The sequence below is a fragment of the Gemmatimonadota bacterium genome, from assembly GCA_016720805.1.
In the GTDB taxonomy this organism is placed as follows: Bacteria; Gemmatimonadota; Gemmatimonadetes; order Gemmatimonadales; family GWC2-71-9; genus Palsa-1233.
This window is the reverse complement of record JADKJZ010000016.1, coordinates 30,546-44,258: the sequence shown is the minus strand read 5'-3', so window position 1 is coordinate 44,258 and position 13,713 is coordinate 30,546. Positions and strand designations below refer to the sequence as shown.

Sequence of the window (13,713 nt, the reverse complement as noted above, 5' to 3'; positions counted from 1 at the left end):
CGTCGAGACGGTGAACAAGGAAGGGAAGCATGGCTTCACCTTCGACTACGAGATCGATGCGGACGGCCACCCGCAGAACATCTACTGCCGCAGCGACCACTGGAGCTACGCCAAGTACGGCATCCCGGTCGTCTTCTTCACGACCGGCGGCCACTCGGATTACCACCAGGTGACCGATGAACCGCAGTACATCAACTACGGCCACATGACCGATGTGGCGAAGCTCAGCTTCGACCTGGTCCTCCGCGCGGCGAACCTCGATCATCGCGTGAAGCTCGACAAGGAAGGGCCGTTCAACCCCAAGGCGCGCTGCCAGCAGTAGGTGCCTGAGGCTGGGCCACTCGACACCCGGTCGTCGCGCGATGGTTGCGGGACGGCCGGGTTTCGCGTTCTCTTCAGCAGTTCCACCCTTCATTTCCCGCAGCCCGGGCCCAGCATGCCGCTCCACATTGCCCTGCTCGAAGCCGTCCCCGCGGAAGTCACCGGCGCGGTGGCGCGCGAGTGCGGTGCCGCCGACGCCTCCCTCCACCTGATCGGGCCACTGACATTCGCCGCCGACGCCGCGGAGTTCCGCGCCGCCGGCCCGAAGGACTGGGAGGCGCTCGACTGGTGGCTTCATCCCGGGTGGCGGGCCTTCCGCGATGCCATGAGCCGGGAACGCTGCCTCTACTTCTCGGCCGATGCCGAGCGCGACGCGGCCGAAGCGCCCTTCCGGGCCAACAGCGTGCTGGTGCTCGGCGACGCCGGCCTCGCGTTGCCGGAGAAGATCCGCGAGAAGTACCCGGAACGGATCTACCGGTTGCCGCGACTGGCGGGGAAGGTGCCCGGCGACCTGGCCGGTGCCACGAAGGCGCTCCTCGCCTTTGCCTCGAAGCGGATCGGCGACGGGACGGCCGCCAGTGTGGCCGCACCGCCGACCGAGCGGCCGCGCAGTCGCGCCAGGCGGCGCTAGCCGACCACCCCCGGTTGGGGGGGAGTGTCCCGGCCGATTACGTTTCCGAGGCTGACCAGCCGAGCGGATACGACGTCCGCGCCGCGGTCAGGACACTCTGGTCGGGAAGGCCCATGTTCGAGAAGATCACGGTGGTCGGTGCCGGCAACGTCGGCGCCACTGCAGCGCAGCGAATCGCCGAGAAGCATCTCGCGCGGACGGTGGTGATGGTGGACGTGGCGGAGGGGATCCCGCAGGGCAAGGCCCTCGACCAGTGGCAATCGGGCCCGGTCGAGGGCTTTGATGCGCGGGTCGTCGGCGCCAACGACTACACCCTCGCCGCCGGCTCCGAACTCTTCGTCGTCACCGCCGGCATCGCCCGCAAGCCGGGCATGAGCCGCGACGACCTCGTCAAGACCAATGCCGGCATCGTCCGCTCCGTCGGCGAACAGATCAAGCAGGTCGCACCCAACGCGATCGTGATCGTCGTCTCCAATCCCCTCGACGCGATGTGCTACGTGATGCGCCAGGCGACCGGCTTCCCGCGCGAGCGGGTGATCGGCATGGCCGGCGTCCTCGACACGGCGCGTTACCGGATGTTCCTCTCCGAGGCGATGGGCGTGTCGGTCGAGGACATCCAGGCGATGGTCCTCGGCGGCCACGGCGACACCATGGTGCCGCTCGTGTCGTACACGACCGTCTCCGGGATCCCGGTCACCCAGTTGCTCACGCCCGAGGTCCTCGACCCCATCGTCCTGCGCGCGCGGAACGGTGGAGCAGAAATCGTGGCGCACCTGAAGACCGGCTCGGCCTACTATGCGCCGAGTGCGGCGGCAGTCCAGATGGTCGAGGCGATCGTCCTCGACAAGAAGCGGGTCCTGCCATGCTCGGCGTGGCTGCAGGGCGAATTCGGCCTCACCGACGTCTACTGCGGCGTGCCGTGCGTCCTCGGTCGCGGCGGGCTTGAGCGGATCATCGCGATCACGCTGACCGACGACGAGCGGACGGCGCTGCATGCCTCGGCCGAATCGGTGCGGTCGATCCAGGCGATCGTCTGAGCGCCGGATGAATCGACTCGAGGCACTCTGGCAGACGGCGATCGGCAAGAAGGTCGCCATGGCGGTGAGCGGGCTGGTGCTGGTGGGATTTCTGGTGTCCCACATGGCGTCGAATGTCCTGATCTTCGTCGACCCGGCGAAGCTGGACCACTACGCCGAGTGGCTGCGCTCCTTCGGGGCACTGCTCTGGGTGGCGCGTGCCGGACTCCTCGCTATGGTCGGCATCCACATCCTCGCCGCCTACCAGCTGACCCAGATGGCGCGACGGGCCCGGCCGCAGGCCTACAGCCAGTCGGAACGGCAGGTGTCGACCTATGCCGCCCGGACGATGCGCTGGGGCGGGGTCCTGATCCTGGTCTTCATCGTCTTTCACATCCTCCATTTCACCACCGGGACACTGCATCCGGATTTCTATCCCGGCCAGGTCGGGCGGAATCTGATCCGCGGCATGCAGGTGCAATGGACGGCGGCGTTCTATGCCGTGACGATGGTCGCCATCGGCGCCCACTTCTGGCATGGTATCTGGTCGGTCTTCCAGACCCTCGGGCTCAATCACCCGGCCTGGAATCGGACCCGCACCACGATCGCGGTCGGGCTCACGCTGCTGGTGGCCGGCGGCTTCCTCTCCATTCCGCTTGCCGCCCTCTTCGGGCTCCTGCGCTGACAACCGGGGTAGCACAGTCATGAATTTCGACGCCAAGATCCCGGCCGGACCGCTCGACGCGAAGTGGGATCGCCATCGCGCCGACGTGCGGCTCGTGTCGCCGGCCAACAAGCGGAAGTTCCACGTCATCGTCGTCGGCTCCGGCCTCGCCGGGGCCTCGGCGGCGGCCTCGTTGGCCGAGCTCGGCTACCAGGTCTCCTGCTTCTGCTTCCAGGACTCGCCGCGCCGGGCCCACTCGATCGCGGCCCAGGGCGGCATCAACGCCGCCAAGAACTACCAGAACGACGGCGACTCGGTCGAGCGGCTCTTCAAAGACACCATCAAGGGCGGCGACTTCCGCGCCCGCGAGGCCAACGTCTATCGCCTGGCCGAGGTGTCGGTCAACATCATCGACCAGTGCGTGGCGCAGGGTGTTCCCTTCGCGCGCGATTACGGCGGCATGCTCGCGAACCGTTCCTTCGGCGGCGCGCAGGTCTCTCGGACGTTCTACGCCCGTGGCCAGACCGGCCAGCAGCTCCTCATCGGCGCCTATCAGGCGCTCGAGCGGCAGATCGGCCTCGGCGCGGTCAAGATGTACAGCCGCCACGAGATGCTCGATGTCGTGGTCGTCGACGGGAAGGCGCGCGGCATCGTGGTGCGCGATCTGGTCAGCGGCGAGGTCTCCTCGCACGCCGCGCACGCCGTGGTGCTCGGCACCGGCGGGTATGGCAACGTCTTCTACCTCTCGACCAACGCCAAGGGCGCCAACGTGACGGCGGCGTACCGCGCCTACAAGCGCGGTGCCGGCTTTGCGAACCCGTGCTTCACGCAGATTCATCCGACCTGCATTCCGGTGAGCGGCGACTACCAGTCGAAGCTCACGCTGATGTCGGAGTCGCTCCGGAACGACGGTCGCGTCTGGGTGCCGCTCAAGCAGGGCGACACGCGGGCCCCGGGGCAGATCCCCGAGGCCGAGCGCGACTACTACCTCGAGCGGAAGTACCCGAGCTACGGCAACCTGGCACCGCGCGACATCTCGTCCCGCGCCGCCAAGGAAGCCTGCGACGACGGCCGGGGCGTCGGGCCCGGTGGGCGCGGCGTCTATCTCGATTTCTCGGCCGCGATCGCGCGACTCGGCGAGGCAACGATTCGCGAGCGGTACGGCAACCTCTTCGACATGTACCAGCAGATCACCGGCGAGAACCCGTATCAGGTGCCGATGCGGATCTACCCGGCGGTGCACTACACCATGGGCGGGCTCTGGGTCGACTACAACCTGATGAGCACGCTGCCGGGACTGCACGTGATTGGCGAGGCCAACTTCTCCGACCACGGCGCGAATCGCCTCGGCGCCTCCGCGCTGATGCAGGGGCTCGCCGACGGCTACTTCGTGCTGCCCTACACGATCGGCGACTATCTCGCCGGCACGAAGCTCGCCCCGATCGACACCTCGCACGAGGCGTTCAAGGCCGCGGAGGCGGAAGTGCGCGCCGCGACGCAGCGCTTCCTCGACATCAAGGGCACTCGGACGGTGGATTCCTTCCATCGCGAGCTCGGGCACCTGATGTGGGAGAAGTGTGGCATGGCGCGCGACAAGGCCGGGCTGCAGGAGGCGCTCAAGCGCATTCCGGAGCTGCGGGCCGAGTTCTGGAGCAACCTGAAAGTGCTCGGCTCCGGCGCGGCGCTGAACCAGGCGCTCGAGCAGGCGGGGCGCGTGGCGGACTACATGGAGTTTGCCGAGCTGATGTGTCGCGACGCGCTGGAACGGGAAGAATCGTGCGGCGGACACTTCCGGACCGAGTATCAGACCGAGGACGGCGAGGCGCTGCGCGACGACGAGCACTTTGCGCACGCCGCCGTGTGGGAATATCAGGGAGCGGGGAAGGCCCCGCTCCGCCACCAGGAAGAGCTGAACTTCGAATTCGTCAAGCTCGCGACGCGGAGCTACAAGTGAGCGACATGAAGCTGACCCTCAAGGTATGGCGCCAGGCCGGCCCCGGGGCGACCGGGGCCTTCAAGACCTACGCGGCAACGGCCAACGAGCACATGTCATTCCTCGAGATGCTCGACGTCGTCAACGAGGAGTTGCAGGGCCGCGGCGAGGAGCCGATCGCGTTCGACCATGATTGTCGCGAGGGGATCTGCGGCATGTGCTCGCTGGTGATCAACGGGGCGCCGCATGGTCCGAAGCGTGGCGTCACCACCTGCCAGCTCCACATGCGGAGCTTCAAGGACGGCGACGTGATCGCGATCGAGCCGTGGCGCGCCAAGGCCTTCCCGGTGCTGCGCGACCTCGTCGTCGATCGCTCGCCGTTCGATCGGATCATCCAGGCTGGCGGCTTCGTCTCGGTGCCGACCGGCGCGCCGCCCGACGGCAATGCGATCCCGATCGCGAAGGAGGACTCCGACCGCGCGATGGATGCTGCCGCCTGCATCGGCTGCGGTGCCTGCGTCGCGGCCTGCCCCAATGCCTCGGCGATGCTCTTCACCTCGGCGAAGGTGACTCACCTCGGACTGCTGCCGCAGGGCCAGCCGGAGCGCGAGCGTCGGGTGCTGGCAATGGTGAACGCGATGGACGAGGAGGGCTTCGGGGGCTGCACCAACTTCGGCGAGTGCGAAGCCGCCTGCCCGAAGGAGATCTCGATCGAGAACATCGCCTTCCTCAATCGCGAATACCTGCGCGCCTCCCTTGGTGAGCGGGCCGGAGCGCACGCAGCCTCAGGCGTGATGTGAGCTGGCGCAGGCTGGCGCTGGTCGTGGTGACCGCACTGGGCGGGGGCGCAAACGCGCTCTCCGCCCAGTCGAGCGTCCGGCTTACGCCGATGGCCCAAGGGGTCGGCGTGGCGACGTCGGTCGACCCCATTCCCAGTGGCGGCTCGCTCACCGAGGTGCGCCTGGTCCAGCCGGTGGCGATGGCGCTGCTCAGCGCCGCCGGCGGACGGCTGCAGGGGACACTCACCCTGAACTTCGAGAGCATCACCATCCCGGGCGGCGAGTTGACCCCTGGCGGTTGGGGTGAGGGCTTCGTCGACCGGCGACATCCGCACACCACGGTCCATGAACTGCTCCTCGGGACGCCAGACCTGCTGGGGACGGCACGGCGCGGCACCCGGCTCGGGTTGGTGGCGGGGAAGGGCTTCGTCCCGTTCGGCACCGACGATCCGATGGTGCGGCCGTTCCTCCGCTACCCGGTGAACCACCACCTGTCACAGGTACTCGAGCGCGCCGTCGTCATCGGCCAGGTCGATCATGGCCCGGTGACGGTCGAGGGGGCGCTCTTCAACGGCGATGAGCCTGAGCATCCGTCACAGTGGCCGCTGTTGCGACTCCCTGACGGGCAGTGGCGCTTCGGCGATTCACGAGCGCTGCGGGTCACGGTGCGCCCCCTGACGGGACTCGAACTCCAGGGATCGGTGGCGTCGATACTTTCCCCGGAGCATCGGCCTGCAGCTGGCGGTCGGGCCGAGAAGGCGTCGGCTTCGCTGCGGTGGCAGGATGCCCCGAGCTGGGGCACGCGCTACCTGATGGCCGAGTGGGCTCGTACCAGCGAACTGGAGGGGACCTTCGTCTTCCTGTCAGTGCTGGCCGAGGGGAGCATCCGCCGTGGTCCCTGGTCAGCAGGGTATCGCTTCGAGGCGACGGATCGGCCGGAGGAGGAGCGCCTCCTCGATCCGTTCCGGTCGCTCCGACCGCATCTTGAGAACAGCATTCTCGGCATCGGACGCTGGACGCTGCACACGGTCCGCGTGGCGCGCGAACTCCGCGACCCCGCGCTCCCGTTCCGGGCGACGCCATTCATCGAGGCGACGTTCGGCGACGTGGAAAAGCTCGACGCCGGCATCTTCGACCCCGTCCGCCTGTATGGCGGGACCTCCGTGCGGCAGCTTTCAATCGGTGTGGTCGTCGGGTGGGGAATGCGTCACCACCGCATGGGTCGCTACGGCGTCCTCGCCACCGATCCGGACCATCAGCACCACATTCCCTGACTCACCTCCCGCAGAAGGTCCCGATGCTTCGAGCCCCCCGACTCGCCTTGCTCATGCTGGTCGTCGCCGGTTGCGGGACGGCCCCCGTCGCCTCCGAGCCCCAGGTCTTCGTGACCATGGTGGCCGGCGACAATCAGTCGGCCTCTGTCAGCACGGCGCTGCAGCCGTTCAAGATCCTCGTCAAGGACGAGATGGGCGTGCCCGTCGCCGGACGGCGAGTGCGCTGGAACCCGATCCTTGGCGGGGGAAACATCACGCCGGGTGAAGGGGTCACCAATGCGCTCGGCGAGGCGACGGCCGTGCTCACGCTGGGCGCCAACGCCGGCACCAACTCGGCACGCGCCACGGTGACGCAGGGCACCCCGGAAATCGTCTTTTCCGCGACCGCGACGAGTGCCGTCGTGAATCGGACGCCGGTCCTGGTGGCGTCGGTCGGCGTGCCGGCAACGTACGGGCATCACGATACCTTCGTGCGCGACGGGCTGGCGTTCGTCTGTGCCTGGAATGCCGGCGTCTACATCTACGATGTCGGCAACGGCGTCCGCGGTGGCACGCCCAACAACCCGGAGCTTGTCTCGCGGTTGATCACCAGCGCCAACGGGGTGGCGGGCGGCGCGCAGGTGCACAACGCCTGGTGGTTCCACAACCCGGTCACCAATCAGAAGAAGTACCTGTTCATCGGCCAGGAAGGCCCGGGCACCGTCGGCGTGGCATCGTCGGGCGACATCCACATCGTGGACGTCAGCAACCTCGCCGCTCCGGTCGAGGTCGGTTTCATTCACGTGCCTGGGGCCGGGACGCACAATTTCTGGATGGACGAGGCGCGGCAGATTCTCTATGCCGCGTACTACAATGGGGGTGTCATCGCGGTGGATGTGTCCGGCACCCTCACGGGCGACATGTCGAGCCGGATCGTGGCGCAGGTGCAGCCCGGTGGCAGCAACAACACCTACATCTGGGGCGTGATGCTCGCTGGTGGCCGCCTGTACGCCACGGACATGCTCAGCGGCCTCTGGGTGCTTGACCCGTTGACGCTCGCCACCCTCGGCGGCGGCAACAACGTGCCCACGCAGTATGTTTCCGACCTCTGGATCACCGGGACGACGGCCTACACGGGCGGTTGGGGCAATCGCGGCGTGCGGGGCAACAGCATCCGCATCTGGGACGTGGGCGGCCCCACCCCGGCGCCGATCCTCGAAATTCCGATTCCGAATGCCACGACGGTGAGTGATGTCGCCGTCACGCCGGGCAGCGTGGCGCTCGTGGCGACCGTCGAGGGAGGGGCAGGTGCCGGTCTGTACGTGTACTCGCTCGCCGATCCGCGTGCCCCGGTGTTGCGTGGCTCGATCGTCGTGGCCGAGGGGTTGCACACCGGCGAGATCGCGGTGATCAATGGCCGCACCTATGTCTTCACCGCCAAGAATCCCGGGGGCACCAATACCCCGGAACTTCGGATCTACGACATCACCGGGACGATCGCACCATGATCATGAAGCGCCTCCTCGCTGGACTCGCCCTGCTGGCCGCACCGACGATCGCCACGGCGCAGGGTGCCATCACCGGCTTCACGCCCCTCGGCGCAGCACGCGAAGCGGCGCTCGAGGCGCGGCTGCTCGGGGTTCCCGACGTGGCCACCGCGCGCACCCATGCGCGGACGCTGGCGGCGCGGCCCCACATCGCGGGCACGCCAGCGCAGCGCGCCACCGCGGACTACGTCCTCACGACGATGGCATCGTACGGACTGGACACGATGCGCGTGCCGTTCCGCGTCTATCTCCCGTACCACGACTCGACGGTGGTCGAACGGCTCACCCCGACGCGTCGTCGCCTCGACCTCAGCGAACCGGCGATTGCGGGCGATCCGACCACCGGACTGCAGCGGTGGCCCGCGATGAATGGCAACGCCGGCGCCGGTGATGTGCGCGCACCGCTGGTGTACGTGAATTATGGCCTTCCCGCCGATTATGCCACGCTTGATTCACTCGGTGTATCGGTGAAGGGTCGCATCGCCATCGCGCGCTATGGGCGGTCGTTTCGTGGCATCAAGGCGCGCGAGGCCGAAGCGCGCGGTGCCATCGGGCTGCTGATCTACAGTGATCCCCTCGATGACGGCTTCACGCAGGGCGACGTGTACCCCGAGGGCCCGATGCGGCCCGCGACGGGTGTGCAGCGCGGCTCGATCTACAACGGCTTCGGCGACCCGACGACGCCGGGGTGGCCGTCCACGGTCGATGCGAAGCGCGCTGCCCTGGAGACCCTCGGGTTGCCGAAGATTCCGGTGGTTCCCATTTCCTATGGCAACGCCGGCCAGCTGCTCGGCGAGATGCGTGGGCTCTCGGTGCCCGCCGGCTGGCAAGGTGGCCTGGCGTTCCGTTATCACGTCGGCGACGACAAGGTGCAGGCGCGTGTCGCGCTCTGGCCCGAGCGTGGCGAGCGCGCCTACAAGACCATCGTCAACACGTTCGGCGTGATCCGCGGGTCGCAGTTTCCCGACGAGATGGTCATCGTGGGCGGGCATCGCGATGCCTGGGGACCGGGTGCGGCCGACAACGTCTCCGGAGTCGTCTCGATTCTCGAGGCGGCCGAGGCGTGGGGCGCCGCACTCAAGGCGGGCCACCGTCCGCTGCGGACGATCGTCTTCGCCACATGGGATGCCGAGGAGTGGGGGTTGGTCGGGTCGACCGAGTGGGTCGAGTTGATGCGCGACACCCTGTCGGCCAATGCGGTCGCCTACCTGAATCAGGATGTGGCCGCGTCCGGCCGTTCGTTCGGTGCCGGCGGGACGGCCTCGCTGGCGGCGTTCCTCCGCGATGCGACGCAGGGGATCCGTCAGCCCGGGGATACCGGCTCGGTCTACCGTGACTGGGCGCAGCGCACGGTCACGACGCAGCGGCCGCTCCCGCCCGTCGGTGATCTCGGCGGCGGATCGGACTTTGCCGGCTTCTACAACATGCTCGGCCTGCCGTCGATCGAGTTCGGCTTCGGCGGCCCCGGCGGTGTCTATCACAGCGCCTATGACAGCTACACCTGGATGGAGCGGTTCGGCGATCCGGGATATCTGAGTCATGTGGCGGCGGGACAGCTCTCTTCGGTGATCCTGTCCCGGCTGGCGAATGCGGCCGTGGTCCCGCTCGATCACGGCATGCTCGGGGCGTATCTCATCACGCTGGTCGAGCGCACGCGTCGTGAGCCAGGGGCGGCCACCATTGGTGGCGAACTGGATGGCGTCGCGGCGGCTGCGCGCGAACTCGAGGCGGCCGGTGCACGGTTCACCTCGGCGCGTGACGCCCTCTTGGCGACCAACCCGGACCTGGGGACCCTTGCGGAGGCCAATCGTCTGCTTCGGCACGTGGAGCCGCTGCTGGCACGGCCGAGTGGATTGGTGGGGCGGCCGCTGTTGAAGAACCTGATCTTCGCGTCCGATCGCGACAACGGCTATGCCAATGTCCAGTTCCCCGGCGTGGTCGAGGCGCTGCGAGACCACGACTCGGCGCGCGCTGCCGCCGAGTCGAAGGAACTGGCCGAGCGGATTCAGAACGCAGCAAAGGCCGTCGATGCGGCCCGCGCCGCGCTGCCGCCACGGCGCTGAACCGCTTGACCCTCAGCGCAGCGTGAACCGCTGCTGGGCGAGGGTGCGCTGTCCGTCGTCACAGGCGATCAGATATTGCCCCGCCGGCCAGCCGCCCGCCGTTTCGCGGCCGAACGGGATCGCCGCCCAGGTCGAGGTCCACGTTGGCTGAATGTCGTAGCGGAGCGTGGCCCGGCCCAGTTCCGTGGTACCGTCGCGGAGAAAGCGGCAGGTGAGGGCCGCCTGCAGCCGACGGCCCGGTGCGTCGTGGTTGAGCAGCACCTTGGCGCCGATGTAGGTGGTCTGTGCGGACTCGAAGGTTGTGGTCGGACTCTGCGAGGCCTCTGGCGGCAATTGACGACCGGAGGGGAAGAGCGTGATCCGTCGCACCCGCGCATGGATGCTCGCCAAGGGTTCGGCGGTGGCGACCGGTCCATTGGCGGCAGGCGATGCCGCAGCATCACCGGACGCCACGATGCGGAACCAGTTGCGGAAGATCAACTCCTCGCCATAGTAGCACCGCACTTCGTGCCGCCCGAGCTGCCACCAGCCGGGCGTGTCACGGCCGTATCCGTTGGTGTGGTAGCTCTCGGTCCATGCAGCCTGCAACTTCGCCACAATGGCGATCGTGGTGATCACCGTGCCGCCATCACGTGTCACGGTGCACGAGAACGGGATCGTGAAGTCTCGTCCCGGGGCGTCGTAGGTCAGCTTGAGTTCGGGATAGAGGTAGCGTGCCCGGCCGATCGCGAAGGAGTCGGCGTACGCGCGGGTGGTCAACGTCGGGGTTTCGCGCGGGCCTTCGAAGAAACGCATCGCGGCCCCGGTGACGCGGACGGAGAGCGCGGTGCCGCCACTGCTCGACACTTCCCTCACTTCGAACTGCACGCCCTCCTTGGGCCGGGCGCGGGTGGCATACCATCCCCCGCCAAGCAGGACGATGCCGAGGAGCGCGGCCGGCGTGCGATACCGACGCCACTGGCGCGGCGGCCCCTTCTTCACCCGCCGCTTCGGCAGCCCTTCGGGGATCGGACGGGGCGGCGCCGTCGGCGTGGGTCCCGTGCCACCCGGTGCGGCGAGCAGCGGCTGGATCTTCTCGGCCAGCAATTCCGTGTGGCGCTGCAGGTCCGGCGTGAGTGCGTCGAGCCAGTGACGCGTGCGCAGGTGGTATTCCATCGCGCCATCCGGCATCACATCCTCGATGCGGAATGGAATGATGATCGCGCCCTTGCGGACCGCGGCGTCCACCTCGTTGATCACGTGCTCGGAACGGTTCGCGTTGGTGGAGAACACCACCACCAGGACGCGGCAGCCGCTGATCCCCTCCATGATCGACTTGGCCCAGATTGCGCCCGCGGGAATGTCGCGTGGCGCGATCCAGCAGCGGATGCCGGCACTCTCGAGTCCGTGCAACACGGCGAGCGCCGCCGGCTGGTCGGTGCTGGAGTAGGAAATGAAGACGTCGTGGGCCATGGACCGCGGGGGAGGGAGGAGAGCAAGAACATCGCTCCCACCGGGCAGGCCCGCAACCGGCAGCGCGCCTTCCGGGGCGGCCTCGCGGCGGTTAGATCTGGGGAAGGCTCCAGCGCATCAACCACCCTCCGACCCTGCCCCCATGCCCGCTGCCACCCCCCAGCCCGTCCGCGCCGACCTCCGGCCCCGCGTCGCCATTCGAGTCGGCGTGGTCGGCCACCGGGCCGAGCGGCTCGAAGGGGTGGACCGCGGCCTGCTCCGCGGGACCCTGGGGCGACTCCTCCGGCAGGTGCGAGAAAGCGCCGTCGCGGCCACGACGGATGTGCGGCACTATCGGTCGGACGGACCGCGGCTGACGCTGCTGACCGGGATGGCCGACGGCACGGATCGCGATGCCGTCGATGCGGCACACGCCGAAGCATCCTGGGCGGTGCATGCCGTCCTGCCCTTTCCGGTCGAGGGGCATCACGCCGCCACGCAGGAGGCGCTGCGCGCCGCGCTGGAGGGGTGTGCGACGGTCACGGTGCTCGACGGCGTGGCCGGGCGGTACGATGCGTACGTGCCACTGGCGAAGGTCCTGGTGGAGCAGGCGGATCTCTTGATCGCGGTGTGGGATGGGGCGCGGGCCCGTGGCGTCGGCGGCACCGCCGAGGTGGTCCAGCACGCCCGACGCGACGCGGTCCCGATCATCCGCATCGATCCCCTGATGCCCAGCGCGCCGTGGCTGGAGGAGCTCCGCGAGTCGGACGAAGGGCGGGCGCACGGACTGACTCGGCTCCCTGCCATGCTCACGGCCCTGCTCGCCGCCCCCACCCCCGATCCCATTCTCGGGCAATTCCTGACTGGCGACTTCCCGCGCCGACCACGCTCGCGACTGTACGACCGCCTCGTGCACTTCGCGGCCGGGACGAAGGCACCCGCTGGCGGGGCCATTCCCGATCAGCCTGGTGAGGCATGCGGCGAGGAATGGCGCCGGGCCTGGACCGCGCTCCCCAGTGAGCGGCGCGTGGAGGTCACCGCGAGGTTTGCCGACGCCCACGGCTGGGCCGACACGGCGGCCGTCTGGTATGGCGCCGCGTTCCGGCAGTCATTCACGGCGATCTTTCTGCTCACGGTCTTCGCCGTCATGGCGGCGGGGATCGGGGCGGCAGAGTTCGAGGCCCTGGGCCCTGTCCCGGAGGCAGGCGAGGTGCTGTTGCTGCTCGTGGTGCTCTACTTCGTTCGGCGAGGGCGGCAGGCACGTTCGCAGGATCGCTGGCTGCAGTTCCGCTCGCTTGCCGAGCGAATTCGCCATCTGGCGATGCTGTGGCCGCTGGCCCGGACCACACCGCTGGTGCGGGTGCCGGAGGCGGTTCGCGCCGCAACGCAGCATGGGGCCGATCGGGAGGGGTGGGTGGCCTGGTACCTCCGCGCCGTCGCACGGGACGCCGGGCTGATCGGCGGGACGCTTGACGCTGCGCATACCGCCGCTACGCGGGACTGGTTCCTCGACGCCGAGCTGCTGCCACAGCAGCGTTTTCATGAGGCGGTCGCCACGCGATCGGCCAAGATCCATCATCCGCTGGAGGCCTGGGCCGAGCGATTCGTGGTGCTCGCGGTGCTCCTCGCGTTGGCTCGGCTCTCAGGAATGGTCGGCTTCGTCACGGCGGATCTGCTGGGTTGGTCGGCCCCGCGGATCCTTGAGGCCGAGGAGATCATCAACCCGTCGCTCCACGCGGCAGCGGTCACCCTGCCGGCGCTGGCGGCCGGTATCCACGGCTTCCTCGGTACGGCGGACTTCGAGGGAACCGTCCTGCGCTCCGGAGGCATTGCGCCACAGCTTGGGCGGCTGGCCGACCGGATGCGCTGGGTCCAGCCGATCGAATTGCTCGAGGTTGGCGCGGTGGCGGCCGAGGTGAGCCGAGTCATGGAGGGAGAATTGGGGATTTGGCGGACGGTGGCGGAGAGCCGCCGGCTGCAGGCCTGAGCCCGATCGTCAAGAAGCTCGACAGTTGGGGTCCGGCACGGGCTGTGCTGGTCAGGAGGGCTGGAATCGTCTGAAGCCCCCCGTGCCC

General features: G+C 68.6%; 11 protein-coding genes. 10 read left to right on the top strand and 1 reads right to left on the bottom strand.

From position 1 onward, the window contains the following. Positions 1 to 10: 10 nt before the first annotated feature. The 9 genes from IPP98_16600 to IPP98_16560 all read left to right on the top strand — a co-directional run bounded on the left by IPP98_16600 (position 11) and on the right by IPP98_16560 (position 10,207). Positions 11 to 322, top strand: a complete 312-nt coding sequence (locus IPP98_16600; protein ID MBL0180704.1) for a M28 family peptidase — start codon at positions 11 to 13, stop codon at positions 320 to 322. 114 nt (positions 323 to 436) lie between these two features. Beyond that, positions 437 to 952, top strand: a complete 516-nt coding sequence (locus IPP98_16595; protein ID MBL0180703.1) for a hypothetical protein — start codon at positions 437 to 439, stop codon at positions 950 to 952. 113 nt (positions 953 to 1,065) lie between these two features. Continuing rightward, positions 1,066 to 1,989 carry a malate dehydrogenase gene (mdh, locus tag IPP98_16590; protein MBL0180702.1) on the top strand — a complete coding sequence of 308 codons (924 nt, stop codon included), beginning with the start codon at positions 1,066 to 1,068 and terminating at the stop codon, positions 1,987 to 1,989. 7 nt (positions 1,990 to 1,996) lie between these two features. After that, on the top strand, positions 1,997 to 2,653 hold the full coding sequence (locus tag IPP98_16585; GenBank protein ID MBL0180701.1) for a succinate dehydrogenase cytochrome b subunit: 657 nt from the start codon (positions 1,997 to 1,999) through the stop codon (positions 2,651 to 2,653). A gap of 19 nt (positions 2,654 to 2,672) precedes the next feature. After that, positions 2,673 to 4,586 carry a fumarate reductase/succinate dehydrogenase flavoprotein subunit gene (locus tag IPP98_16580; GenBank protein MBL0180700.1) on the top strand — a complete coding sequence of 638 codons (1,914 nt, stop codon included), beginning with the start codon at positions 2,673 to 2,675 and terminating at the stop codon, positions 4,584 to 4,586. 5 nt (positions 4,587 to 4,591) lie between these two features. Next, positions 4,592 to 5,365 carry a succinate dehydrogenase/fumarate reductase iron-sulfur subunit gene (locus IPP98_16575; protein ID MBL0180699.1) on the top strand — a complete coding sequence of 258 codons (774 nt, stop codon included), beginning with the start codon at positions 4,592 to 4,594 and terminating at the stop codon, positions 5,363 to 5,365. Then, positions 5,362 to 6,618 (top strand): hypothetical protein, encoded by a 1,257-nt coding sequence (locus tag IPP98_16570; GenBank protein MBL0180698.1) that lies wholly within the window; start codon positions 5,362 to 5,364, stop codon positions 6,616 to 6,618. Before IPP98_16575 ends, IPP98_16570 begins: the two co-directional genes overlap by 4 nt. 23 nt (positions 6,619 to 6,641) lie before the next feature. After that, positions 6,642 to 8,105, top strand: a complete 1,464-nt coding sequence (locus IPP98_16565; GenBank protein ID MBL0180697.1) for a hypothetical protein — start codon at positions 6,642 to 6,644, stop codon at positions 8,103 to 8,105. Positions 8,106 to 8,107: 2 nt separating this feature from the next. Then, complete coding sequence (locus IPP98_16560) at positions 8,108 to 10,207, top strand: M20/M25/M40 family metallo-hydrolase (GenBank protein MBL0180696.1); 2,100 nt, start codon at positions 8,108 to 8,110, stop codon at positions 10,205 to 10,207. Positions 10,208 to 10,219: 12 nt separating this feature from the next. On the opposite strand, the gene IPP98_16555 is transcribed toward IPP98_16560, so the two are convergent. Next, positions 10,220 to 11,659 (bottom strand): TIR domain-containing protein, encoded by a 1,440-nt coding sequence (locus IPP98_16555; GenBank protein MBL0180695.1) that lies wholly within the window; start codon positions 11,657 to 11,659, stop codon positions 10,220 to 10,222. 142 nt (positions 11,660 to 11,801) lie between these two features. Between IPP98_16555 and IPP98_16550 the strand changes: the two genes are divergently transcribed. After that, positions 11,802 to 13,625, top strand: a complete 1,824-nt coding sequence (locus IPP98_16550; protein MBL0180694.1) for a hypothetical protein — start codon at positions 11,802 to 11,804, stop codon at positions 13,623 to 13,625. Positions 13,626 to 13,713 lie beyond the last annotated feature (88 nt).